General features: G+C 73.7%; 25 protein-coding genes. 11 read left to right on the forward strand and 14 right to left on the reverse strand.

The features are described from left to right. Positions 1-32: 32 nt before the first annotated feature. From OG309_RS01760 to OG309_RS01780, 5 genes are all read right to left on the reverse strand, one after another. A complete protein-coding gene (locus OG309_RS01760) occupies positions 33-677 on the reverse strand; it encodes a response regulator transcription factor (protein WP_329417674.1) in 645 nt (214 codons plus the stop codon). Beyond that, a complete protein-coding gene (locus OG309_RS01765; RefSeq protein WP_329417675.1) occupies positions 629-1903 on the reverse strand; it encodes a sensor histidine kinase in 1275 nt (424 codons plus the stop codon). Before OG309_RS01765 ends, OG309_RS01760 begins: the two co-directional genes overlap by 49 nt. Before the next feature lie 16 nt (positions 1904-1919). Then, positions 1920-2753: a CPBP family intramembrane glutamic endopeptidase gene (locus tag OG309_RS01770; RefSeq protein ID WP_329417676.1), complete on the reverse strand. Its 834-nt coding sequence runs from the start codon at positions 2751-2753 to the stop codon at positions 1920-1922. A 109-nt stretch (positions 2754-2862) separates the two neighbouring features. Beyond that, the gene (locus OG309_RS01775; RefSeq protein WP_329417678.1) at positions 2863-3537 is read right to left on the reverse strand and encodes an NUDIX domain-containing protein; all 675 of its coding nucleotides are present in this window, start codon (positions 3535-3537) and stop codon (positions 2863-2865) included. Next, entirely contained in the window at positions 3534-3917 is a 384-nt protein-coding gene (locus OG309_RS01780; protein WP_329417679.1) for a DUF4406 domain-containing protein, read from the reverse strand. Before OG309_RS01780 ends, OG309_RS01775 begins: the two co-directional genes overlap by 4 nt. Positions 3918-3965: 48 nt before the next feature. Between OG309_RS01780 and OG309_RS01785 the strand changes: the two genes are divergently transcribed. Beyond that, positions 3966-4724: a DeoR/GlpR family DNA-binding transcription regulator gene (locus OG309_RS01785; protein WP_329417680.1), complete on the forward strand. Its 759-nt coding sequence runs from the start codon at positions 3966-3968 to the stop codon at positions 4722-4724. 107 nt (positions 4725-4831) lie between these two features. Here OG309_RS01785 and OG309_RS01790 read toward each other — a convergent pair whose 3' ends face one another. After that, on the reverse strand, positions 4832-5452 hold the full coding sequence (locus tag OG309_RS01790) for a TetR/AcrR family transcriptional regulator (protein ID WP_329417681.1): 621 nt from the start codon (positions 5450-5452) through the stop codon (positions 4832-4834). A gap of 85 nt (positions 5453-5537) precedes the next feature. Here OG309_RS01790 and OG309_RS01795 point away from each other — a divergent pair, with 85 nt between their 5' ends. Further along, complete coding sequence (locus OG309_RS01795; protein ID WP_329417683.1) at positions 5538-5942, forward strand: DUF4345 domain-containing protein; 405 nt, start codon at positions 5538-5540, stop codon at positions 5940-5942. Positions 5943-6249: 307 nt separating this feature from the next. Here OG309_RS01795 and OG309_RS01800 read toward each other — a convergent pair whose 3' ends face one another. Both OG309_RS01800 and OG309_RS01805 read right to left on the reverse strand, forming a co-directional pair. After that, positions 6250-7161 (reverse strand): SDR family oxidoreductase, encoded by a 912-nt coding sequence (locus tag OG309_RS01800; RefSeq protein ID WP_329417684.1) that lies wholly within the window; start codon positions 7159-7161, stop codon positions 6250-6252. A 25-nt stretch (positions 7162-7186) separates the two neighbouring features. After that, positions 7187-7966, reverse strand: coding sequence for an SDR family oxidoreductase (locus OG309_RS01805; protein WP_329417685.1), 780 nt, complete (start codon positions 7964-7966; stop codon positions 7187-7189). A 78-nt stretch (positions 7967-8044) separates the two neighbouring features. On the opposite strand from OG309_RS01805, the gene OG309_RS01810 reads away from it, so the two are divergent. Genes OG309_RS01810 through OG309_RS01825 form a run of 4 tightly spaced genes read left to right on the forward strand, consistent with a single transcriptional unit; the run spans position 8045 to position 11527 of the window. Then, positions 8045-8824, forward strand: coding sequence for an enoyl-CoA hydratase family protein (locus OG309_RS01810; RefSeq protein WP_329417686.1), 780 nt, complete (start codon positions 8045-8047; stop codon positions 8822-8824). Continuing rightward, complete coding sequence (locus tag OG309_RS01815; protein WP_329417687.1) at positions 8821-9687, forward strand: CoA transferase subunit A; 867 nt, start codon at positions 8821-8823, stop codon at positions 9685-9687. The genes OG309_RS01810 and OG309_RS01815 overlap by 4 nt, the downstream gene beginning before the upstream one ends. Continuing rightward, positions 9684-10466: a CoA-transferase subunit beta gene (locus tag OG309_RS01820; protein ID WP_329417688.1), complete on the forward strand. Its 783-nt coding sequence runs from the start codon at positions 9684-9686 to the stop codon at positions 10464-10466. Before OG309_RS01815 ends, OG309_RS01820 begins: the two co-directional genes overlap by 4 nt. Continuing rightward, positions 10463-11527, forward strand: a complete 1065-nt coding sequence (locus OG309_RS01825) for an NAD(P)H-dependent flavin oxidoreductase (protein ID WP_329417689.1) — start codon at positions 10463-10465, stop codon at positions 11525-11527. Before OG309_RS01820 ends, OG309_RS01825 begins: the two co-directional genes overlap by 4 nt. Positions 11528-11625: 98 nt before the next feature. Here OG309_RS01825 and OG309_RS01830 read toward each other — a convergent pair whose 3' ends face one another. Genes OG309_RS01830 through OG309_RS01845 form a run of 4 tightly spaced genes read right to left on the reverse strand, consistent with a single transcriptional unit; the run spans position 11626 to position 15393 of the window. After that, entirely contained in the window at positions 11626-12783 is a 1158-nt protein-coding gene (locus OG309_RS01830; protein WP_329417690.1) for an acetyl-CoA C-acetyltransferase, read from the reverse strand. 2 nt (positions 12784-12785) lie between these two features. After that, positions 12786-13409, reverse strand: coding sequence for a TetR/AcrR family transcriptional regulator (locus tag OG309_RS01835; RefSeq protein ID WP_329417691.1), 624 nt, complete (start codon positions 13407-13409; stop codon positions 12786-12788). Beyond that, positions 13406-14194, reverse strand: a complete 789-nt coding sequence (locus OG309_RS01840) for an SDR family oxidoreductase (protein ID WP_329417692.1) — start codon at positions 14192-14194, stop codon at positions 13406-13408. Before OG309_RS01840 ends, OG309_RS01835 begins: the two co-directional genes overlap by 4 nt. Continuing rightward, a complete protein-coding gene (locus tag OG309_RS01845; RefSeq protein ID WP_329417694.1) occupies positions 14191-15393 on the reverse strand; it encodes an acyl-CoA dehydrogenase family protein in 1203 nt (400 codons plus the stop codon). The genes OG309_RS01840 and OG309_RS01845 overlap by 4 nt, the downstream gene beginning before the upstream one ends. Before the next feature lie 45 nt (positions 15394-15438). Between OG309_RS01845 and OG309_RS38115 the strand changes: the two genes are divergently transcribed. From OG309_RS38115 to OG309_RS01865, 4 genes are read left to right on the forward strand one after another with little or no spacing between them, the layout of a single operon-like run. Next, positions 15439-15732: a hypothetical protein gene (locus OG309_RS38115; protein WP_443067530.1), complete on the forward strand. Its 294-nt coding sequence runs from the start codon at positions 15439-15441 to the stop codon at positions 15730-15732. Further along, positions 15732-16901 (forward strand): acyl-CoA dehydrogenase family protein, encoded by a 1170-nt coding sequence (locus tag OG309_RS01855; RefSeq protein ID WP_329417696.1) that lies wholly within the window; start codon positions 15732-15734, stop codon positions 16899-16901. Before OG309_RS38115 ends, OG309_RS01855 begins: the two co-directional genes overlap by 1 nt. Beyond that, the gene (locus OG309_RS01860) at positions 16901-17899 is read left to right on the forward strand and encodes an acyl-CoA dehydrogenase family protein (protein ID WP_329417697.1); all 999 of its coding nucleotides are present in this window, start codon (positions 16901-16903) and stop codon (positions 17897-17899) included. Before OG309_RS01855 ends, OG309_RS01860 begins: the two co-directional genes overlap by 1 nt. 46 nt (positions 17900-17945) lie before the next feature. Beyond that, a complete protein-coding gene (locus tag OG309_RS01865; protein ID WP_329417698.1) occupies positions 17946-19016 on the forward strand; it encodes an acyl-CoA dehydrogenase family protein in 1071 nt (356 codons plus the stop codon). Positions 19017-19064: 48 nt separating this feature from the next. Here OG309_RS01865 and OG309_RS01870 read toward each other — a convergent pair whose 3' ends face one another. Together OG309_RS01870 and OG309_RS01875 are read right to left on the reverse strand one after the other, a co-directional pair. Further along, complete coding sequence (locus tag OG309_RS01870; protein ID WP_329417699.1) at positions 19065-19715, reverse strand: HAD family hydrolase; 651 nt, start codon at positions 19713-19715, stop codon at positions 19065-19067. 177 nt (positions 19716-19892) lie between these two features. Beyond that, positions 19893-20315: a MerR family transcriptional regulator gene (locus OG309_RS01875; RefSeq protein ID WP_329417700.1), complete on the reverse strand. Its 423-nt coding sequence runs from the start codon at positions 20313-20315 to the stop codon at positions 19893-19895. Positions 20316-20370: 55 nt separating this feature from the next. Here OG309_RS01875 and OG309_RS01880 point away from each other — a divergent pair, with 55 nt between their 5' ends. Further along, on the forward strand, positions 20371-21342 hold the full coding sequence (locus tag OG309_RS01880; RefSeq protein ID WP_329417701.1) for an SDR family NAD(P)-dependent oxidoreductase: 972 nt from the start codon (positions 20371-20373) through the stop codon (positions 21340-21342). Positions 21343-21455: the final 113 nt, after the last annotated feature.

Consider the following 21455-nt stretch of genomic DNA (forward strand, 5'->3'; position numbering starts at 1 on the left):
ACGGCACTGACGGACGGCACCGACGGCGCGGGTCAGCGGCGCAGGTAGGCCAGGACCGCGAGGACGCGCCGGTTGTCGTCGGCGGACGGTTCGATGTGCAGCTTCGTGAAGATGCTCGCCGTGTGTTTGGCGATGGCGCTCTCGCTGATGTGGAGGGTGTGGGCGATCGCCGCGTTCGAGCGGCCTTCGGCCATCAGCGTGAGGACGTCGTGTTCGCGCGGGGTCAGCGTGGAGGTGTTGCCGCGGGCGTCGCTGCGGGCGAGGAGCCGGGCCACGACCTGCGGGTCGAGGACGGTGCCGCCGGCGGCGACGGTCCGTACCGCGTCGACGAACTGGGCGGTGTGGGTCACCCGGTCCTTGAGGAGGTAGCCGACGGCTCCCTCGCCGCCGGCCAGGAGCTCCTGGGCGTAGAGCTGGTCGACGTACTGGGACAGGATGAGCACCGGGAGTCCGGGACGGTCGCGGCGGGCGTCGAGTGCGGCCCGCAGTCCTTCGTCGGTGAAGCCCGGCGGCAGGCGGACGTCGATGACGGCGACGTCCGGCCGCTGCTCGTGCAGTGCCCGCCGCAGCCCGGGCTCGTTGTCGACGGCCGCGACCACGTCGAAGCCGTGTTCGCGCAGGGTCCTGGTCAGTCCGTCGCGGAGGAGGAAGAGGTCTTCGGCGAGGACGACGCGCACGATATCTCCAGGGTCGCGAGGGTGGGTCCGCCCGGTGGGCTGTGGAGGGTGAGGGTGCCGTCGAAGGCGAGCAGCCGGCGGCGCACGCCGGGCAGTCCGCCGCCGGTGGCCGCGTCCGCACCGCCTCGGCCGTCGTCGGCGACGCTCACCCGCAGGACTCCGGCGTCGTGGCCGAGGCCGATGCGGACCTCCCGGCCGCCCGAGTGCTTGCCCGCGTTGGCGAGCAGCTCGGCGACGGCGAAGTACGCGGCGGACTCGACGGCCGCCGGGAGGCGTCCGGGAGGCAGGGCGTTGTCCACGTGCACGTCGAGGAAGCTGTCCAGGGCCAGCGAGCGGACGGCGTCGCCCAGGCCCCGGTCGGCGAGGACCGGCGGCAGGATGCCGTGCACGAGCTCCCGCAGGTCCTGCAGGGCCCGTTCCGAGGTCGCGCGTACCTCGACGAGCAGGGCGCGGGCCGCCGGCGGATCGGTGTCCAGGAGCCGGGTCGCCTGCTCCAGCGTCATCCCCAGGGCCACCAGGCGGGCCTGCGCACCGTCGTGCAGGTCCCGCTCGATGCGGCGCAGTTCGGCGGCCTGCACGTCCAGCGCGTCGGCCCGGGTGCCCGTCAGGTGGTCGATCCTGCGGACGAGTTCGGCGGTGTACGGGGCGGCGAGGGCTCGGGCGCTCCAGCGGGCGTGCCCGGCGAGCACCCGGGGCGCGAGCGTCCCGGCGGCGGCGACGAAGGCGAGGCCCAGGGCCATGGCGGCCGTCATGGTCGCGGTGGACCGGACGGGCACGAAGGCGTACCAGTTCCCGTCCCCCAACTCCCGCCACACGAAGGGCTGTACGAGCAGGGCGAACGCCCCGTACCAGAACAGGCACAGCGGCACCGCCACGAGCAGACCGCCCGTGACGGGCTCCAGCCACGCCCAGCGCAGCTCGCGCCAGAAGACCTCGTCGCCGAGCAGCGCCCTGGTGGTGCCGGGCAGCGGCGTGGGCGGACCGGCCCGGCGGCCGGACCGGTCGGCGGCACGCTGCCGCTGCCGGTCGGCGCGCCGGCGCAGGGCCGCCGCCGCGGGCGGCAGGAGCGGGAAGCCGAGGCCCACGGGCAGCAGGAGCAGCGCGCCGACCACGAGAGCGCCGCACAGGGGCAGGAGCAGAGCGCTCAGCGAGTGCCGCTGGCACTGCACGAGAGCCGTCCAGGCCGTCCGTCCGCCGCCCGCCCAGACCCCCCGCCCCGTCCTCACCGGTCGTTCCCCCATGTCAGAGCGCGCCGTGTCGCGCCGCCGCGATCGTAACCCCCGGCGCCCGCGCCCCCGCCCGTACCGTCCACAGGGCCGCCGCGGCCAGGCAGGCCGCCCCGAACAGGAGCATCGGCGCCACCGCGCCCGACTCCTCGTCCATGAACAGCAGCATCCCCAGGTTCACCAGGGCGTGGAAGCCGCCCGCGAGGAGCAGACGGCCCGCCCGGATCCGTTCGAGGGCGAGCCCGAGGACGACGGACAGCGCGACCGTCGCCGTCAGGAACCCGGCCGCGTACGCCGGGGCCTGCGCGAACACCCCGACATGCCACACCCCCCACACCAGACCCACGAGCACCGGGGCGGTGAGCGGCCCGAAACGCGTCCGCAACAGTGGTTGCAGCAGGCAGCGCCAGCCGATCTCCTCGCCGCACGCGCCCAGCAGCTGCGCCACCACCACGAGGAGGAAGGGATGCGACAGCGTGCGCGGATCGGTGGACACCGGCCCGTCGTGCACCAGCGCGTACCCGCCCGCCGAGACCGCGATGATCAGCGGCGCGGTCGGCAGCAGCCACCTGGCGCGCGAGCGGGCACCGGAGGCACCTCCACTCGACGGCCCGGCCGCGTCCGGGGCCGCGCGCAGCACCCCGGCCAGGCGCCGCCGGATCCGCGCGGGCCACAGCGCCGCCAGCGCGAGCACCCCCGCCGCGGGCCCGAACTGCGTCAACTGCACCACCTCGGGCGGTATCCCGGTCGCCGGCTGCACCGCGCCGAACAACCCCGCCGCGACGAACGCCACGACGAGGAAGACCCCCGCCTCCGCCTTCCAGCCCCACGACCCCATACCTCTGCTCACCCCACGGCTCGGTCCGTCCCTGTCACCACCGACTCTCCCGCCCCGCGCGGGCCCGGACCCTGGACACGGCTCCCGAACCCGGGTGCACCTGGGTACACCCCGTCGGTCTTCACGGGTGGTGCTGTCGGGCGAAGGGGCCGTTCAGGGCCGCCCACTGCAGGAGCAGGATGGTCTTGCCGTCGGTGATGCGTCCGTCGCGCGTCATGGCGAGGGCCTGGGCGAAGGGGAGTTCGAGGACTTCGATGTCCTCTCCGTCTTCCTCGAGTCCGCCGCCGGTGCCGGTCCGGTCGGCCGGGGTGTAGGGGCCGGCGAAGAAGTGGAGGCGTTCGGTGACGGAGCCGGGGCTCATGTAGGCGTCGAGGACGTGGGTGAGCGGGCCGAGGGTGACGCCGAGTTCTTCGGTGCTCTCGCGACGGATCGCGGTGAGCGGGTCGTCGGCGTCGAGCAGCCCTGCCGCGGCCTCGATGAGCATGCCGTCGGGGTGGTCGTTCACGTAGGCCGGGTAGCGGAACTGGCGGGTGAGCAGGACGCATCCGCGTGCGGTGTCGTACGGCAGGACGACGGCGCCGTTGCCGCGGTCGTAGGTCTCGCGCTGCTGGGACTCCCAGCGCCCGTCGCGGCGGCGGTAGTCGAAGGTGGTGCGGCGCAGGACGTGCCAGCCCTGGGAGGTGAGTTCGACGTCGCGGACGCGGACGTCGGGGTTGCGGTCCAGGTCGCGTCCGGTCCGGTCGAGGGCGGTGCGTCCGCGGTGGTCGGGAGTGTCGATGCCGGGGCGGTTCGTCATGCGGTCTCCTGCGGGGTGCGGCGGGGGATCTCGGCCACGTCGTGGTAGACGGGCAGGCCGCGGCGGCGGGCGGTGGCGACGTCCTGGTCGGCGCCGGCCGAGTCGCCGGGCAGGCGCAGCACGGCGTCGCAGTGGGCGAGCAGGCGGTCGGCGGTCGGGTAGAGCACCCGGTCGGCGAGGGGGTCGGTGGGGGCCGCGCCGGCGGAACGCAGGACGGGCAGGGCGATCCACTCCCCGATGACGGGGAGGTGGCCGGCCTCGAAGACGGGCCAGGCGGCGGTTTCGAGGCGGGCGAGGTTGGCTGCCATCGCCTGCGGGTCGCCGTCGGTGCCGGAACGGTAGGGGCCTGCGATCAGGATGAGCATGGGCTTGTCGGTCACAGGCGCTAACATACATGCAGAAGTGTGCAAGAACAGGAAGGAACGTGAATGCTGGCCGCCGAACGACGCGATCACCTGCTCGGTCTGCTCGCCCGTACGGGAAAGATCGTCGCCAAGGACGTCGCCGCCGAACTGGGCATCTCCGAGGACAGCGTGCGGCGGGACCTGCGCGACCTCGCCGCCGAGGGACTGTGCCAGCGGGTCTACGGGGGCGCGCTGCCCGTGTCCCCGGCGGTGGTCGACTACGGCGCCCGGCAGACCGTCGCCCCGGACGGAAAACGGAAGGTCGCCGCGGTGGCCGCCGGGCTGGTCCGGCCGGGCGGGGCGCTGATCCTCGACGGCGGCACCACCGCCCTCGCCGTCGCCCGCGCGCTTCCCGGCGATCTCGCGTGCACCGTGATCACCCACAGCCCGACGATCGCCGCGGCCCTGCTCGACCATCCGCTGGCGGAGCTCTACCTGCTCGGAGGCCGCGTCTTCAAGCACTCGGCGGTCACCTGCGGCGCCGCCGCGGTCGAGGCCGCGCAGAACGTCTCCGCGGACCTCTGCCTGCTCGGCGTCACAGGCGTCCATCCCGAGGCGGGACTGACCACGGCGGACTCCGAGGAAGCGGCGATGAAGCGCGCCCTGTCCGCTCGGGCCGCCGACACGTACGTCCTCGCCTCGTCCGAGAAGATCGGCACCGCTTCACGGTTCCGCGTCCTGCCCTGGGAGAAGGTCACCGGGGTCATCACCGACGCCGACCCCCGCCACACCGTCGTCGAACAGCTCACGGCGCTGGGCGTGGCGGTCCTGACGGCCGACTGACGGCTGACGGCTGACGGCTGACGGCTGACGGCTGACGGCTGGCTGGATGGCTGGATGGCTGACGGTCGGCGGCGGGCCGGGCGCGGCTGCCCCAGGGCGGCCGCGGCTCAACGAGCCGCGGCGGGCGGCCAGTCGGGGGCCGGGTCGGCGGGGAGCAGGGGCCGCAGGGCACCCAGCACGGCACCGATGCAGGTGTCGCGGAGTTCGGTGCGGGTGCAGGTCTCCTGGGTGAGCCAGTCCACGCACAGGACCTGGACGAAGACGAGCCAGGCCTTCAGTGCCGCGGAGACGGCGGCGCGCGTGTCCGCGTCGGCGAGCGGGAGCACACCGAGCAGGCGCGAGCGCAGGGCGTCGAGTTCGTTCGTCATGATCGTCTGGATGACCGGGTCACCGGCGAGCACGCGGTTGGCGGCGAGCACGGCATGGCGGTTCGCGACGAAGTAGTCGAGATGGGCGTCCAGGCCCTGCGCCAGCTGCTCGGCGAGCGTGGCGTCGGGGTCGAGCCGGGTCGCCTCCAGGAGCCGGTCGGCCGCCTGCTGATAGACCGCCGCGAAGAGCGCTTGCTTGCTCGGGAAGTGCTGGTACAGCAGGGCGCGGGACACCCCTGCCCGCTGGGCGACCTCCTCCATCAGCACCTTGTCGTAGGGGGTGGCGGAGAAGAGCAGCGCGCCCACGGCCAGGAGCTGGGCGCGTCGGTCGGCGGGGGTCAGGCGTCTACGGGGCGGCACCCGACCAGACTACTTGACATGTGTCCACTAAGGGGCCGTACCGTGGCCCTTAGTAGACACACGTCAACTAAAGGGGGACGGGGTCATGGTCAGGACGCTGCGGGTACTCGCGTGGTCGATGGGACTCGCGTGCACGGCGATCGGGCTGTTCCACGTCGTCGCCGGCAATGCCGCGATTCCGGGAGAGGCCGACGCCGGCCCGACCGTGGACAGCCTGGGCCGGTTCCTCGGCGCGGTCTTCGCCGGCTACGGCGTGGCCTGGCTGTGGGCCGCCCGCCGGGACCCGATTCCGGCGCGCGTGGTCCGGTGGCTCGCCGCGGTGTTCCTGCTGGGCGCCGTGGGACGGCTGCTGTCCCTGGCCGTGCACGGGTGGCCACACTGGTTCCAGGTGGCCCTGACCGTGATCGAACTCCTCCTGCCGCCCGTCCTGTTCCTCCTCGCGGACGCCGACGAGCGGTCGTCCCCCGCGCGCCGGCGCACCGCCACCTAGCCCCCCCGGCAGCACCCTCGGCCGCGCCACCGCGCGCCCCCCGCCCCCCATGTGGGCAATCGTCCCGCAGGGCGGGACGGGTGGGCACACGGGACGGCGCCCTTGGCGGCGCCTCCGCTCCTGGCGCCTTGGCCCGCACCCCCCAGCGCGCCGCACCACCGGTGGGCGGGGCCCCAGCCCCAGCGGAACGATTGCCCACGACGAAGCGGGGCCCAGGGGGCACACCGCCCCAACGGGGCCGAGGCATGCGGGCACCGCCCCGGCGGGGCGGCCCGAGCGACGCAACCGCCCACCAGGGCGGCGGCGTTCAGCGACTGCCGTACACCGGGTGCGGCGGCTCCGACCGGGCGAGGAGTTTCAGGGTCGTCTCGCCGGCCTCCGCAGGGGTCCAGCGGGCCCCCTTGTCGGCCGTCGGCCCGGGCCGCCAGCCCTCCATGACGGTGATCCGGCCGGCCTCGGCCTCGAAGACGCGGCCGGTGACACCGGCCGAGGCGGCGGAGCCCAGCCAGACGACGAGGGGGGACACGTTCTCCGGCGCCATGGCGTCGAAGCCCGCTCCTTCGGGCGCGGCCATCGTCTCGGCGAAGGTCCGCTCGGTCATCCTGGTTCGGGCGGCGGGGGCGATCGCGTTGACCTGGACGCCGTAACGGGCCGTCTCGGCCGCCGCGACGAGGGTGAGGCCGACGATCCCGGCCTTGGCGGCGGCGTAGTTGCCCTGGCCGACGCTGCCGAGGAGGCCCGCCCCGGAGCTGGTGTTGATCACCCGCGCCTCGGGCGTACGTCCGGCCTTGGCCTCCGCCCGCCAGTGCGCGACGGCATGCTTGAGCGGCAGGAAGTGGCCCTTGAGATGGACGCGCATGACGGCGTCCCAGTCGTCCTCGTCAAGGTTGACCAGCATGCGGTCCCGCAGGAAACCGGCGTTGTTGACGAGGGTGTCGAGGCGGCCGAACGCGTCCAGCGCGGCGGCGACGAGCGAGGCGGCACCGTCGACGGTGGCGATGTCGCCGCCGTGGGCGACCGCCTCGCCGCCCGACGCCCTGATCTCGTCGACGACCCGCTGGGCGGGCCCGGCGCCGCCTCCGGTGCCGTCCAGGCCGACACCGAGGTCGTTGACGACGACCTTGGCCCCCTCGGCGGCGAAGGCGAGCGCGTGCGCGCGGCCGAGACCGCGGCCGGCCCCGGTGACGATCACGACGCGTCCCGTGCACAGTCCTGTCATGGTGGGTGCCTTTCGATGAGTGGGTTCAGTGGTGGTCGGCCGTTGCCGCGTCCAGGAAGGCCGGACGCTCCCCGCCCCCGTGCACGAGCAGGCTGGCGCCGCTGATGTACGCGGCCCGGTCGGAGGCGAGGAAGACGCAGGCGTCGCCGATGTCGGCGGGCTCGGCGAGCCGGCCGAGGGGCACCGTGCGGCCGACGGAGGCGATGCCGTCCTCGTCGCCGTAGTGGAGGTGGGACAGTTCGGTGCGCACCATGCCGGGGACGACGGTGTTGACCCGCACCGACGGCGCCCACTCCACGGCCATGGACCGGGCGAGGTTGTCCAGGCCGGCCTTGGCGGCTCCGTAGGCCGCGCTGCCCGGTGAGGGACGGGTGCCGCTGACGCTGCCGATCATGATGACGGTTCCTCCCCCGCGCTGATGCCGCATCACCTCGTACGCGGCGAGTGAGGCGGTCAAGGGGGCGACGAGGTTCAGCTCGACGACCCGGGCGTGCTGTTCGGCGCGGCCGTCGCCGAGCGTCCGGAACGGTGTTCCTCCGGCGTTGTTGACCAGGACGTCCAGCCGTCCGTGGTCGTCGCGCACCCGGCGGAAGAACTCCGTGACGGCGGCCGGGTCGCGCAGGTCGACGGGGAGGAAGCGGGCCGTGCGGCCGGCTGCCTCGACGGGCCGGTCGGGGGCCCGCCGCGCACAGGTCACGACCTCCGCCCCGGCTTCGAGCAGGGCTCTGGTGATCCCGGCGCCGACGCCCCGTGTGCCGCCGGTGACGACGGCGACGGATCCCGACAGGTCGATGGTGACTGCCAATGCGCACCTCCCGCAGCGGGCGAACCGCTGCTATCTTCCACCTAACAAACGTTTGGTGGAAAGGTAGCTGATCTGCTCATGGGTGTCTCCACCTCCGCCCCGGACAAGGGCATCGCCGTCGTCACCGTCGACTTCCCACCGGTCAACGCCCTTCCCGTGCAGGGCTGGTACGACCTGGCCGCCGCGGTACGCGCCGCGGGCGCCGATCCCGAGGTGCGCTGCGTCGTGCTCACCGCGGAGGGCCGCGGCTTCAACGCGGGCGTCGACATCAAGGAGATCCAGCGCACGGCCGGACACGACGCGCTCCTGGGCGCCAACCGCGGCTGCTTCGAGGCCTTCGCCGCCGTCTACGACTGCGAAGTGCCCGTGGTCGCCGCCGTGCACGGCTTCTGCCTCGGCGGCGGGATCGGCCTGGTCGGCAACGCCGACGCGATCGTCGCCTCCGAGGACGCGACCTTCGGCCTGCCCGAGCTGGACCGGGGCGCCCTCGGCGCGGCCACGCACCTGTCCAGGCTCGTCCCGCAGCAGCTGATGCGGGCCCTGTACTACACCTCGCGCACGGTCACCGCCGAGGAACTGCACCGGCACGGCTCGGTCTGGCAGGTCGTCCCGCGCGAACGGCTGCTCGACGCCGCGCTGGGACTCGCGCGGGAGATCGCCGCCAAGGACGGGCAACTGATCCGGCTCGCCAAGGCCGCGATCAACGGCATCGACCCGGTGGACGTCCGGCGCAGCTACCGCTTCGAGCAGGGCTTCACCTTCGAGGCCAATCTCAGCGGCGTGGCCGACCGGGTCCGCGACACGTTCGGCGAGCGCCGGGGCGGCGCCGTCGGCACGGAACAGGAGGAGCAGTCGTGAGCAGGGACAAGACGACGACCGCCGAGGAGGTCGTGGGCCGGCTCCGCAGCGGGATGACCATCGGCATCGGCGGCTGGGGCTCCCGGCGCAAGCCGATGGCGTTGGTGCGGGCGCTGCTGCGGTCCGACGTCACCGATCTGACCGTGGTGTCCTACGGCGGCCCGGACGTCGGGCTGCTGGCCGCCGCCGGGAAGATCCGCAAGCTGGTCGCGGCGTTCGCCACGCTCGACTCGATCCCCCTGGAGCCGCACTTCGGCGCGGCCCGGCAGCGCGGCGCCTTCGAGATGGTGGAGCTGGACGAGGCCATGGTCATGTGGGGGCTGACCGCCGCCGTGCACCGGCTGCCCTTCATGCCCATCCGGGCCGGGCTCGCCTCGGACGTGATGAACGTCAACCCGGAGCTGCGGACCGTCACGTCCCCGTACGGCGACCGCGAGGAACTCGTCGCCGTCCCCGCGCTGCGCCTGGACGCCGCGCTGGTCCACGTCAACCGTGCCGACGCGCACGGCAACGGACAGTACCTGGGCCCCGACCCGTACTTCGACGACCTGTTCTGCGAGGCCGCCGACGCCGCGTACGTCTCCTGCGAGCGGATCGTGGCGACCTCGGAGCTGCTCAAGGACGCGGGGCCCCAGTCGCTGCTGGTCAAGCGCGCGTTCGTCGACGGTGTCGTCGAGACCCCGAACGGCGCCCACTTCACCTCCTGCGCCCCCGACTACGACCGCGACGAGGTCTTCCAGCGCGCCTACGTCAAGGCGGCCCGGGACCCGGAGGCCTGGCGGGACTTCACCGCCCGGTTCCTGTCCGGCGACGAGGACGCCTACCAGGCCGCTGTCGCGGCGTTCCACGAGGAGGAAGCATGAGCGGCACCGGCACCCCGTCCACGACGGCGACGGCGACACGGGCGGAGTACTGCGTCGTCGCCTGCGCCGAGGCGTGGCGGGACGCGGGTGAGGTCCTGGCCAGCCCGATGGGCACCGTCCCGACGATCGGCGCCCGCCTCGCCAGGCTCACCTTCTCCCCCGACCTGCTGCTGACCGACGGCGAGGCGTTGCTCATCGGCGACGTGCCCGCCGTCGGCGCCGCGCCCGGGGTGGTGGAGGGCTGGCTCCCGTACCGGCAGCACCTGGCCTTGGTCGCCACCGGGCGCCGGCACGTGATGATGGGCGCGAGCCAGCTCGACCGGTACGGCAACCAGAACATCAGCTGCGTCGGCGACTGGGCGCGCCCGAAGCGCCAGCTCCTCGGCGTGCGGGGCGCGCCGATCAACACCCTCAACAACCCGACCAGTTACTGGGTGCCCAAGCACTCGACGCGCGTCTTCGTCGAGCGGGTCGACATGGTCTCCGGCGTCGGCTACGACCGGGCCGCCGCGGCCGGCCCCGCCGCGACCCGCTACCACCGCGTCCCGGAGGTCATCAGCGACCTGGGCGTCTTCGACTTCGAGACCCCGGACCGCGCCATGCGGCTGCGCTCGCTGCACCCCGGCGTCACCGTCGAGGAGGTCCTGGCGGCCACCGGTTTCGCACCGGTCGTCCCCGACGACGTGCCGTACACCCGCGAGCCCACCGCCGAGGAACTGCGCCTGATCCGCGAGGAGATCGACCCGAAGGGGCTGCGCGACCGTGAGGTCCCCTCATGAGCGACCTCACGATCACCACCCGCTTCACCGAACTCGTCGGGGTGCGGCACCCCGTCGTACAGACCGGCATGGGGTGGGTGGCCGGTCCCCGGCTGGTCTCGGCGACCGCGAACGCCGGCGCGCTCGGCATCCTGGCGTCGGCGACGATGAGCCTCGACGGGCTCCGCTCCGCGGTACGCGAGGTCAAGTCCCGCACGGACGCGCCCTTCGGCGTGAATCTGCGGGCCGACGCCGGGGACGCGGCCGAGCGGGTGCGCCTCATCGTCGAGGAGGGCGTGCGGGTCGCCTCGTTCGCGCTCGCCCCGTCCCGCGAGCTGATCGGGCGGCTCAAGGACGCGGGGGTCGTCGTCATCCCCTCCATCGGCGCCAGACGACACGCCGAGAAGGTCGCGGCGTGGGGTGCCGACGCGGTCATCGTGCAGGGCGGGGAGGGCGGCGGCCACACCGGCAGCGTGGCCACCTCCGTACTGCTCCCCCAGGTCGTGGATGCCGTGGACATCCCGGTCGTCGCGGCCGGCGGCTTCCACGACGGGCGCGGCCTGGTCGCGGCGCTGGCCTACGGCGCGACCGGGATCGCCATGGGCACGCGCTTCCTGCTGACCTCGGACAGCACGGTCCCGGACGCGGTGAAGGCCCGGTACCTGGCCGCGGCGGTCACGGACGTCATCGTCACCACGCAGGTGGACGGGCTGCCGCACCGGATGCTGCGCACGGAGCTGGTCGACGCGCTGGAGCGCTCGGGCCGGGCGGCCGCGCTGCTGCGGGCGGTCCGGCACGCCGCGGCCTTCCGGCGCGAGACCGGCATGAGCTGGGCGGAGATGGTCCGCGACGGGCTGGCGATGCGGCACGGCAAGGACCTGGCGTGGAGCCAGATCCTGCTGGCCGCCAACACGCCGATGCTGCTGAAGGCGTCCATGGTCGAGGGCCGTACCGATCTGGGCGTGATGGCCTCCGGGCAGGTCGCGGGGCTGATCGACGACCTGCCGTCCTGCGCCGAACTCCTCGACCGCCTCATGGCCGAGGCGCGCGCCACGCTCCACGGCCTGCCCGGGGCGGCCTGACGCGAGCACGGGCCGGACCGCGGTGGTCCGGCCCGTCACGCACCTGTCCGCCGGGACGCCGTCGCCCCGGCGGACGGGTGTCCGTGGCGGTTGCCCCGTCAGAGCCGTTCGATGATCGTCACGTTCGCCTGTCCGCCGCCCTCGCACATGGTCTGGAGGCCGTAGCGGCCGCCCGTGCGCTCCAGTTCGTGCAGCAGGGTCGTCATCAGCTTGGTGCCGGTCGCGCCGAGCGGGTGACCGAGGGCGATGGCGCCGCCGTTGACGTTGACCTTCTCCGGGTCGGCGCCGGTCTCCTTCAGCCAGGCCAGGACGACCGGGGCGAAGGCCTCGTTGATCTCCACCAGGTCGATGTCGTCGAGCGTCATCCCGGCCTTCTTCAGCGCGTACGCCGTCGCCGGGATGGGTGCGGACAGCATGCGGATCGGGTCCTCGCCCCGTACGGACAGGTGGTGGACCCGGGCGCGCGGGGTCAGTCCGTGTTCCCGTACGGCGCGTTCCGAGGCGATCAGCATCGCCGAGGCCCCGTCGGAGACCTGGGAGGAGACGGCGGCGGTCAGCCGGCCGCCCTCGATCACCGGCTTCAGGCCGGCCATCTTCTCCAGGGTGGTGTCGCGGCGCGGGCCCTCGTCGGCGGTGACCTCCCCGTACGGGACGATCTCCCGGTCGAAGCGGCCCTCGTCGATGGCCCGGGCGGCCCGCTGGTGGGAGCGCAGGGCGAACTCCTCCATGGCGCGGCGGGTGATGTCCCACTTGGTGGCGATCAGCTCGGCGCCGTGGAACTGGTTGACCGGCTGGTCGCCGTAGCGGGCGCGCCAGCCCGCGGATCCGGCGTACGGGCCTTCGGTGAGGCCGAGCGGTTCGGCGGCCTGGCGGCTGGCGAAGGCGATGGGGATCTGCGACATGTTCTGCACGCCGCCGGCGACCACCAGGTCCTGGGTGCCGGACAGGACGCCCTGTGCGGCGAAGTGCAGGGCCTGCTGGGAGGAGCCGCACTGCCGGTCCACGGTCGTCCCGGGGACCTCCTCGGGCAGTCCGGCGGCCAGCCAGCTGGTGCGGGCGATGTCGCCGGCCTGCGGGCCGACGGTGTCCAGGCAGCCGAAGACGACGTCCTCGACGGCGGCGGGGTCGGCGCCCGAGCGCTCCATGAGCGCCTTGAGCACGTGCGCTCCGAGATCGGCCGGGTGGACGGCGGAGAGTCCGCCGTTCCGCCTGCCGACCGGGGTCCGTACCGCTTCGACGATGTATGCCTCGGCCATGGTCACTCCTTGTTCGTACGTCGTTCGTGCGTCCGATGTCCGTCACGGAGAGCGACGCCCTCCAGCACCATCGACAGGTACTGGCGGGCGATCTCCTCCGGGCTGTGCCGTCCGCCCGGCCGGTACCAGGACGCGGCGACCCAGACGGTGTCGCGCACGAAGCGGTAGGTGAGCCGGACGTCGAGGTCCGCGCGGAAGACCCCGGCGGCCACGCCGCGCTCCAGGGTCCTGAGCCAGGCCTCCTCGAACCTCCGCTGGGAGCCCGCGAGATAGCCGAAGCGCGGCTGCTCCCGCAGGTGCCTGGACTCCTTCTGGTAGATGGCGACGGCGGCGCGGTGCCGGTCGATCTCCCGGAACGATTCGGTGACGAGGGCCTCCAGGGTCTCCCGGGGGCCGGCCTCCGCGGCGAGCACGGCGTCGTACCGGGCCCACAGGTCGTCCAGGAAGGCGCGGAGGATCTCGTCGAGCATCGACTCCTTGGAGTCGAAGTGGTAGTAGAGGCTGCCCGCGAGCAGGCCGGCCGCGTCGGCGATGCGGCGGACGGTCGTGGCGTCGTACCCCTGGGCGGCGAACACCTCGGCCGCCGTGTCCAGGATCTCGCGGCGCCGCTCCGGCGCCGGTCTCACGGGTGCTGGCTGCTCACGGAGAGGACCTCCCCCGTCAGGTACGAGGAGTACCCGCTGGCCAGGAAGACGATCACGTTGGCCACCTCCCACGGCTCGGCGTAGCGCCCGAAGGCCTCGCGGGCGGTCAGTTCCTCCAGGAGCTCGGGGGTGGTGACCTTCACGAGGTGCGGGTGCATGGCCAGGCTCGGGGAGACGGCGTTGACCCGTACGCCGTACTCGGCGGCCTCCAGGGCGGCGCAGCGGGTGAGGGCCATCACGCCGGCCTTGGCGGCGGCGTAGTGGGCCTGGCCCTTCTGCGCCCGCCAGCCGACCACCGAGGCGTTGTTGACGACGACGCCCCCGGCGCCCGCGGCCTTCATCCGGCGCAGTGCGGCGCGGGTGCAGCGGAAGGTGCCGTTCAGGGTGACGTCGAGGACCTTGTCCCACTGCTCGTCGGCCATGTCGACGAGGTCGGCGGTGCCGCCGAGGCCCGCGTTGTTGACGACGATGTCGAGGCGTCCGTGGTGCTCCACGGCGAGGTCGAACAGCGCGGCGACCTGGCTCTCGTCGGTGACGTCGCAGGGCAGGGCGGCGACGCGGTCGGGGCCGAACTCCGCGGCCAGCTCGGCCTCGGACTCCTTCAGTCTGCGGGCGTGGGCGTCGGAGATGACGACCCGGGCGCCTTCCTCCAGGAGCCGTCGGGCGGTCGCGCCCCCGATGCCGGCGCCCGCTGCGGCGGTGACGACGGCGCCGCGGCCGGCGAGCAGACCGTGGCCCGGCACGTAGGGGGGTGGTGTGCCGGTCATGGGCGGACCTCCTTGGGCAGGCCGAGGACGCGCTCGGCGATGATGTTCCGCTGGATCTCGTTGGAGCCGGCGTAGAGGGTGTCGGAGCGGGAGAACAGGTACAGCCGCTGCCAGTCGGTGAGGTCGTACGGTGCACCGGCGGCCAGCATGCCCTCGGCGCCGCAGACGTCCATGGCGAGTTCGCCGAGCTCCCGGTGCCAGGTGGCCCAGAAGATCTTCCCGATGGACGCTTCGGGGCCCGGGGCCCCGGCCGCGACTCCGCCGAGCATGCGGAGGGCGTTGAACCGGATGGTCTCCAGGCCGATCCAGGCGCGGGCGATCCGGTCGCGGATCAGCGGGTCGGCCGCCGCGCCGTTGCGCCGGGCGAGCTCGATGACGGCCTCCAGCTCGCGACGGAAGCCGACCTGCTGGCCGAGGGTGGACACGCCCCGCTCGAAGCCGAGGGTGGCCATGGCCACCCGCCAGCCGTCGCCGGGGGCGCCGACGACGTGGGAGGCGTGGGTACGGGCCCCGTCGAAGAACACCTCGTTGAACTCCGAGGTCCCGGTGAGCTGGACGATCGGCCTGATCTCCACGCCCGGCTGGTCCAGGGGGACGAGGAGGTAGGACAGGCCCTGGTGGCGGGTCGACCCCGGCTCGGTGCGGGCGATGACGAAGCACCAGTCGGCCTCGTGCGCGAGCGAGGTCCACACCTTCTGCCCGGTGACCACCCACTCTCCCCCGCCCGCGTCCCCGCCCGTCCGGGAGGCGCCGCCGTCGTCCCGCTCGGCGCGGGTCCGCACGTTGGCCAGGTCCGAGCCGGCGTCCGGCTCCGAGTAGCCCTGGCACCACAGCTCCTCGGCGGCGACGATCGGAGGGAGGAAGCGCTCGCGCTGCGCGGGCGTGCCGAAGGCGATGAGGGTCGGCCCGAGGAGCTGCTCGCCGATGTGGTTGACGCGGGCGGGGGCGTCGGCGAGGGCGTACTCCTCGTGGAAGGCGACCTGCTGTTCGAGGGTCGCGCCGCGTCCGCCGTACTCCTTCGGCCACCCCACGCAGGTCCACCCCTCGGCGGCCATGTGCCGCTCCCAGGCGAGGCGTTCGGCGTGCGCCTCGTGTTCCCGTCCGGGGCCGCCGCGCCCGCGCAGGGCGGCGAACTCACCCGTGAGGTGGGAGCGCAGCCAACTGCGGGCCTCTCTGCGGAACTCCTCGACGTCGCTCATGGCGGTACGTTAACCTACCAAACACTTGTTAGGGAAGGAGGACGGATGTCCGCTGCCCGCGCCGCGTCCACGGAACCCGTCGAACCCGTCGAACCCGTCCGCTACGCACGCCAGGGGCCCGTGGCCGTGGTCACGATGGACCGGCCCGAGTACCACCGGGTCCATGCCGGTGTGCAGGCCCTGGAGGTCCTCGGCCTGGTGGACCGCGCGCTTGGTCAGGGCCAGGCCCATGCGGGGCAGTTCGGACCGCACCACCCCGCGCACGCGCACAACGCCGAGACCGCGCCCGACGCGCTGGGCGGCATGGACATTCGCTCGATGAAGGCGGCGGGAGCCTGATGGACCTCGACTTCTCCACGGCGGAGGAAGCCTTCCGGGCCGAGGCCCGCGCCTGGCTCACCGCCCACGTGCCCGAGACCCCTCTGCCCTCCCTGGAGACCGAGCGGGGCTTCGCCGCCCACCGCACGTGGGAGCGGACCCTGTTCGCCGACCGCTGGTCGGTGGTCTCCTGGCCCGAGGAGTACGGCGGCCGGGGCGCCTCGATCCTCAGGTGGCTGATCTTCGAGGAGGAGTACTACGCGGCCGGAGCCCCCGGCCGCGTCAGCCAGAACGGCATCAACCTGCTCGCCCCCACCCTCTTCGAGCACGGCACCGACGAGCAGCGCGCCCGCGTCCTGCCCTCCATGGCGAGCGGCGAGGTCATCTGGGCCCAGGCCTGGTCCGAGCCGGAGTCCGGCTCCGACCTCGCCTCGCTGCGCTCCACGGCCGAACGCACCGACGGCGGCTGGCTCCTGAACGGCCAGAAGACCTGGTCCTCCCGGGCTGCCTTCGCCGACCGCGCCTTCGGCCTGTTCCGCAGCGACCCCGACACCGCGAAGCCGCACCAGGGCCTGACGTACCTGATGTTCCCGCTGGACGCCGACGGGGTGACCGTACGGCCCATCGGACGCCTCGACGGCAAGCCCGCCTTCGCCGAGCTCTTCCTCGACGACGTCTTCGTGCCCGACCACGACGTGATCGGCGCCCCCGGGCAGGGCTGGCGTGTCGCGATGAGCACGGCGGGCAACGAACGGGGGCTGACCCTGCGCAGCCCGGGCCGGTTCACGAGCGCCGCCGCGCGGCTGACGGCGCTGTGGCGGGAGACCGCCGACCCCTCCGACACCGCCCTGCGCGACCGGGTCGCCGACGCGGTCATCGGCGCCCGCGCCTACCGGCTGTCCGCCTACGCGGGCGCCTCGCGCCTCGCCGCCGGGGGCACGATCGGCGCCGAGTCCAGCCTCAACAAGGTCTTCTGGTCCGAGCTCGACATCGCCCTCCACGAGACCGCCCTCGACCTGCTCGGGCCGTACGGCGAGCTCGCCGACGCCGCCGGGGACGCGCCCGCGCACGGCGCCTGGGCCGAGGGCCACACCTTCTCCCTCGCCGGCCCCATCTACGCCGGCACCAACGAGATCCAGCGCGACATCATCGCCGAGCGGCTGCTCGGCCTCCCGAAGGGACGCCGGTGATGCGGTTCCTCCTCGACGACGAGCAGCGGGAGTTCGCCCGCTCCCTCGACGGCATGCTCTCGGCGGCCGACACCCCCGGGGCCGTACGGGCCTGGGCGGCCGGGGACACCGCGCCCGGCCGCTCGCTCTGGACGCGGCTCGCGGACGCGGGCGTCTTCGCCCTCGCCGTACCGGAGCGGCACGACGGCCTCGGCCCGCTGCCCCTCGAACTGGCCGTCGCCTTCACCGAGCTGGGCCGCCACGCCGTGCCCGGCCCGCTGGTCGAGACGGTCGCCGCGGCGGCGCTGCTCGACCGGCTCGACGGAGTGGGCGTGGACGGGGCCGCCGCCGCGTGGCTGCCGCAGATCGGCTCGGGCAAGGCGCTCGTCTCCCTCTGCGTGCCGGCCGCCGGCGGCCCGTACGCCCTGGACGCGGACGCCGCCGACGCCGTACTCGTCGTCGAGGGCGACACCGTGCGCCTGGCGGCCACGACCGGTCCCGTCCAGCCCTCGGCCGACCCCGCGCGCCGACTGGCCCGCCCGCTCGGCGGATCCGTCCTGGCACGGGGCCCCGCGGTGACCGCCGCCGCCGCGTACGCCGCCGAGACCGCCGCCCTGGCCACGGCCGCCCACTCCCTCGGCCTCGGCCGCGCCCTCCTCGACCGGACCGTCGCGTACGTCCGACAGCGCACCCAGTTCGGGGCCGCCATCGGCTCCTTCCAGGCGGTGAAGCACCGCCTCGCCGACACGCTCGTCGCCCTGGAGTTCGCGCAGCCGCTGCTCCATTCCGCCGCCCTGGCCCTGGCGGAAGGGGCGGACCACAGCGCCGCCGAGGTCGCCGCGGCGAAGGTCACGGCGGGCGAGGCCGCGTACGCCGCCGCCCGCACCGCCTTGCAGCTCCACGGAGCCGTCGGCTACACGGAGGAGCTGGACCTCGCCCTGTGGATCCGCAAGGCCCGGCCCCTCCGCGACGCCTGGGGCACCCCTGCGGCCTGCCGCGCCCGTGTCCTCGGCTCCTGACACCGGGCGCGGCACCGTACCCGTCCCCATCGAGAGGAACTGAGGCGTGAGGCTGACGGAGGAACAGGAAGAACTGCGGTCCGCCGTACGGGCGGTGCTCGGGCGCCATGCGGGGGACGCGGCCTGGCGTCCGCTGACCGAGCAGATCGGCGTCGCGGGACTCGCCGTCCCCGAGGAGTACGGCGGCGCCGGGTGCGGAGCGCAGGAGGTCCACGTGGTGTTGGAGGAGCTGGGGCGGGAGCTCAGCCCCGTCCCGTTCCTCGGCTCCGCGGTGGTCACGGTGCAGGCGCTGCTCGCCTCGGGCGATGCGGCGGCATGCGCGCGGCTGCTGCCCGAGCTGGCCTCGGGCGCCGTGGTGGGCGCCCTGGCGTGGGCCGAGCACGGCTCCTGGGACCCGTCGGCCGTACGGGCCGAGGCCCTCCCCGGGCCCGGGGGGACGTGGCGGATCAGCGGGACCAAGGAGCACGTGCTGGACGGCGCCCAGGCCGGGATCCTGCTCGTGGCGGCCCGTTCGGGAGCGGACGTCTCGCTCTTCGAGGTGCCGGTCCACGGCTCGGGCGTGCACCGCGAGGCGGCCGTGACGATGGACTCCACCAGGGCCCAGGCGCGCGTGGTGCTCGCGGAGGCGGAGGGCCGGCTCGTCGGAGCGGAGGGAGCGGGCGAGGGGGTCCTCGCGCACGTACTGGACCTGGCGTGCACGGCACTCGCCGCCGAGCAGGTCGGCGCGGCCTCGCGCTGTCTGGAGCTCACGCTCGCCTACACCGGGGAACGGGTCCAGTTCGGGCGGCCCATCGGCTCCTTCCAGGCGGTCAAGCACCGTCTCGCGGACGCGTACGTCCTGGTCGAGTCGGCCCGCTCGGCCGCCCTCGGCGCCACCTTCGCCGCCGCCGGAGACCCGGGGCTGACCCGCCTCGCGGCCGCCGCCAAGTCCGCCTGTTCGGAGGCGTTCTCGGCGGTCGCGGGCGAGATGATCCAGCTGCACGGCGGCATCGGCATCACCTGGGAGCACGACGCCCACCGCTACTTCAAACGGGCGCACGGCTCGGCCCAGCTCTTCGGCCCGCCGGCCTGGCACCGCGCCCGGTTGGCGGCCGACTTGGGCCTGGCCCGGACGTGAGCCACCCTTGCGCAGGTCTGGGCAAGGAGAGAGGCGCGGACCAGTCGTCTACGGACACGCGAGGAGTGAAGGCAGTTCACGCATGTCGTGGAAGACGGTGGTGTCCGGCCCTTCGAGGCGCTCGGCCGGGGTCAGCCCGCCGGCGTAGCCGAGGGAACGCATGCCGGCCGCGCGGGCGGCGTGGACGCCGGGCCGGCTGTCCTCGACGACGACGCAGGCGGCCGGGTCGACCCCCATCCGGCGGGCCGCGTGCAGGAACAGGTCGGGGGCGGGCTTGCCCCGGGTGACCTCGGAGGAACTGTAGATGCGGCCGGCGAAGCGCTCGTACAGCCCGGTCCGGCCGAGGGTGTGGCGCATCTTGTCGTGGGAGCCGCTGGAGGCGACACAGGTCGGCAGGGTGAGTGCGTCGAGCGCCTCCGGCAGCCCGTCGACCGGGGCGAGACCGGCGTCCACGGCCTCGCGGTGGAGCTTCTCGAACCTCTCCGCCCAGAGAGCGGCGGTCTCCTCGCCGAGCCGGTCGGCGACCTGCTCCCGGATGGCGGCGTGCGAGCGCCCGATGAACCGCTCCACGACCTCGTCCTCGGTCAGCGGCCAGCCCAGTCGGGCCCCGAGGGTGACCTGTACGCGGGCGGCGATGCGCTCGCTGTCGACCAGCACGCCGTCACAGTCGAATATCACGAGTTCGATGGGCTTGATCATCTCCGCAGGATAGGGCCTCTCCCCCGTCACGCACCGGGCGGTGTTCCGATGGGCAGGGCGAGACCCGCAGCCTGAAACGAGGACCGCGAGCGGGACGTGGACGCGGTTCGGCAGCGCCGCCGTTCAACCGGTACGTCTTCGGCCGCCTCTGGCCGCGCCGGGCGCCGCGAGGCCTCCTCAGGCGGTCGGGTCCCAGAGCCCGCCGGCCTCGCCACGAGCGAGGTGCTCGGCGTAGACGCCGACCTTCCAGGCGATGACGGAGCGGCACTCCTCCAGCGCCTGGATCTGCGCCTCGACGCGCTGTTGGTGAGCGTCGAGCAGACGCAGGCGTTCCGCCTCGTTGCCGGGGCCGTGCCGCACCAGTTCGGCGAATTGCTTGAGCTCGGAGAGCGGCATGCCGGATTCCCGGAGTCTCACGCAGATCAGCAGCCAGTCGACGTCGAAGGAGGTGTACCTCCTTCGACCGCCCGACGTGCGGTGGACCGGTCCGACCAGCAGGCCCTCGCGCTCGTAGAAGCGCAGGGCGTGCACGCTGAGTCCGGTCCGCTTGGCCACTTCGCCGATGCTCAGCGACTCCCCGTGGGTCCCAGCGGTCGTCATGTCACTCACTCCAGGAGTTGATCTAGACCTCGCTCTAGATCGTAGCGTCGACGACATGACCACAACCGCTCAGCAGCCGCTCGGCTCGCCCTTCTCCGCCACCACCACCGCCGAGGAGGTCCTGAAGGGCCTCGACCTTTCCGGCAGGACCGCCCTGGTGACCGGGGGATACTCCGGACTCGGGCTGGAGACCGCCCGAGGCCTGGCGGCCGCCGGGGCCCGCGTCATCGTTCCGGCACGCCGCCCCGACACCGCCCGTGCGGTCCTCCGGGATGTCGAGGGATGCGAGGTCGTCGCCATGGACCTGGCCGACCTCGGCAGCGTGCGTGCCGCCGCCGCACAGATCAGCGACCGGCTCGACCGGCTCGACCTTCTGATGGGCGTCGCGGGCACCATGGCCACTCCGGAACGTCGTGTCGGGCCCGGCTGGGAAGGCCAGTTCGCCGCCAACCACTTCGGCCACTTCGCGCTCGTCGGCGAGCTCTACCCGCTCCTGGCCGCCGCGGACGGCGCGCGCGTCGTCGTCAACAGCTCCGCCGGACATACCCTGACCGACATCCGCTGGCACGACCCGCACTTCCGTACCGGCTACGACAAGTGGCTGGCCTACGGCCAGGCGAAGACCGCCAACGCACTGTTCGCCGTACACCTCGACGCCCTCGGACGCGACGACGGTGTCCGAGCGTTCGCCCTCCACCCCGGAAAGATCCTCACCGGCCTCCAGCGGGAGATGAGTCTCCAGGAGCAGATGGACCGCGGATGGGTGGACGAGCACGGCAACGTGATCGACACCCACTTCAAGACCCCCTCCCAGGGCGCCGCCACCGGCCTGTGGGCAGCCACGTCACCGCTCCTCGACGCCCTCGGCGGCCTCTACCTGGAGGACTGCGACGTCGCACGCGTCTCCGCGCCCGAGCAGCCCATGGACGACGGCGGCGTCCGCGACTACGCCGTCTCCCCCGACGCCGCCGCCCGGCTCTGGGAGTTGTCCCTGGCGGCGACCGGCACCGCCCCGATCTGCGGCTGACGTAGGTGACCCGGTGCAGGACCCGCCGGCTCGGGGGCTTGGCGGAGCTCTGGGACCAGCACCGCCCGGCCCTTCGCGTCGTAGACCTCCTTGCCGTCGGCGTCCCGGCGCTG

The sequence above is a fragment of the Streptomyces sp. NBC_01268 genome (assembly GCF_036240795.1).
Lineage (GTDB): Bacteria > Actinomycetota > Actinomycetes > Streptomycetales > Streptomycetaceae > Streptomyces.

Coding starts and splice junctions, on each gene's coding strand:
- OG309_RS01775 (WP_329417678.1), bottom strand. CDS start 3,537: ATGACGAACCGCCCCGGCATCGACACTCCCGACCACCGCGGACGCACC.
- OG309_RS01785 (WP_329417680.1), top strand. CDS start 3,966: ATGCTGGCCGCCGAACGACGCGATCACCTGCTCGGTCTGCTCGCCCGT.
- OG309_RS01795 (WP_329417683.1), top strand. CDS start 5,538: ATGGTCAGGACGCTGCGGGTACTCGCGTGGTCGATGGGACTCGCGTGC.
- OG309_RS01800 (WP_329417684.1), bottom strand. CDS start 7,161: ATGACAGGACTGTGCACGGGACGCGTCGTGATCGTCACCGGGGCCGGC.
- OG309_RS01810 (WP_329417686.1), top strand. CDS start 8,045: ATGGGTGTCTCCACCTCCGCCCCGGACAAGGGCATCGCCGTCGTCACC.
- OG309_RS01820 (WP_329417688.1), top strand. CDS start 9,684: ATGAGCGGCACCGGCACCCCGTCCACGACGGCGACGGCGACACGGGCG.
- OG309_RS01825 (WP_329417689.1), top strand. CDS start 10,463: ATGAGCGACCTCACGATCACCACCCGCTTCACCGAACTCGTCGGGGTG.
- OG309_RS01830 (WP_329417690.1), bottom strand. CDS start 12,783: ATGGCCGAGGCATACATCGTCGAAGCGGTACGGACCCCGGTCGGCAGG.
- OG309_RS01840 (WP_329417692.1), bottom strand. CDS start 14,194: ATGACCGGCACACCACCCCCCTACGTGCCGGGCCACGGTCTGCTCGCC.
- OG309_RS01845 (WP_329417694.1), bottom strand. CDS start 15,393: ATGAGCGACGTCGAGGAGTTCCGCAGAGAGGCCCGCAGTTGGCTGCGC.
- OG309_RS38115 (WP_443067530.1), top strand. CDS start 15,439: ATGTCCGCTGCCCGCGCCGCGTCCACGGAACCCGTCGAACCCGTCGAA.
- OG309_RS01855 (WP_329417696.1), top strand. CDS start 15,732: ATGGACCTCGACTTCTCCACGGCGGAGGAAGCCTTCCGGGCCGAGGCC.
- OG309_RS01860 (WP_329417697.1), top strand. CDS start 16,901: ATGCGGTTCCTCCTCGACGACGAGCAGCGGGAGTTCGCCCGCTCCCTC.
- OG309_RS01870 (WP_329417699.1), bottom strand. CDS start 19,715: ATGATCAAGCCCATCGAACTCGTGATATTCGACTGTGACGGCGTGCTG.
- OG309_RS01875 (WP_329417700.1), bottom strand. CDS start 20,315: ATGACGACCGCTGGGACCCACGGGGAGTCGCTGAGCATCGGCGAAGTG.
- OG309_RS01880 (WP_329417701.1), top strand. CDS start 20,371: ATGACCACAACCGCTCAGCAGCCGCTCGGCTCGCCCTTCTCCGCCACC.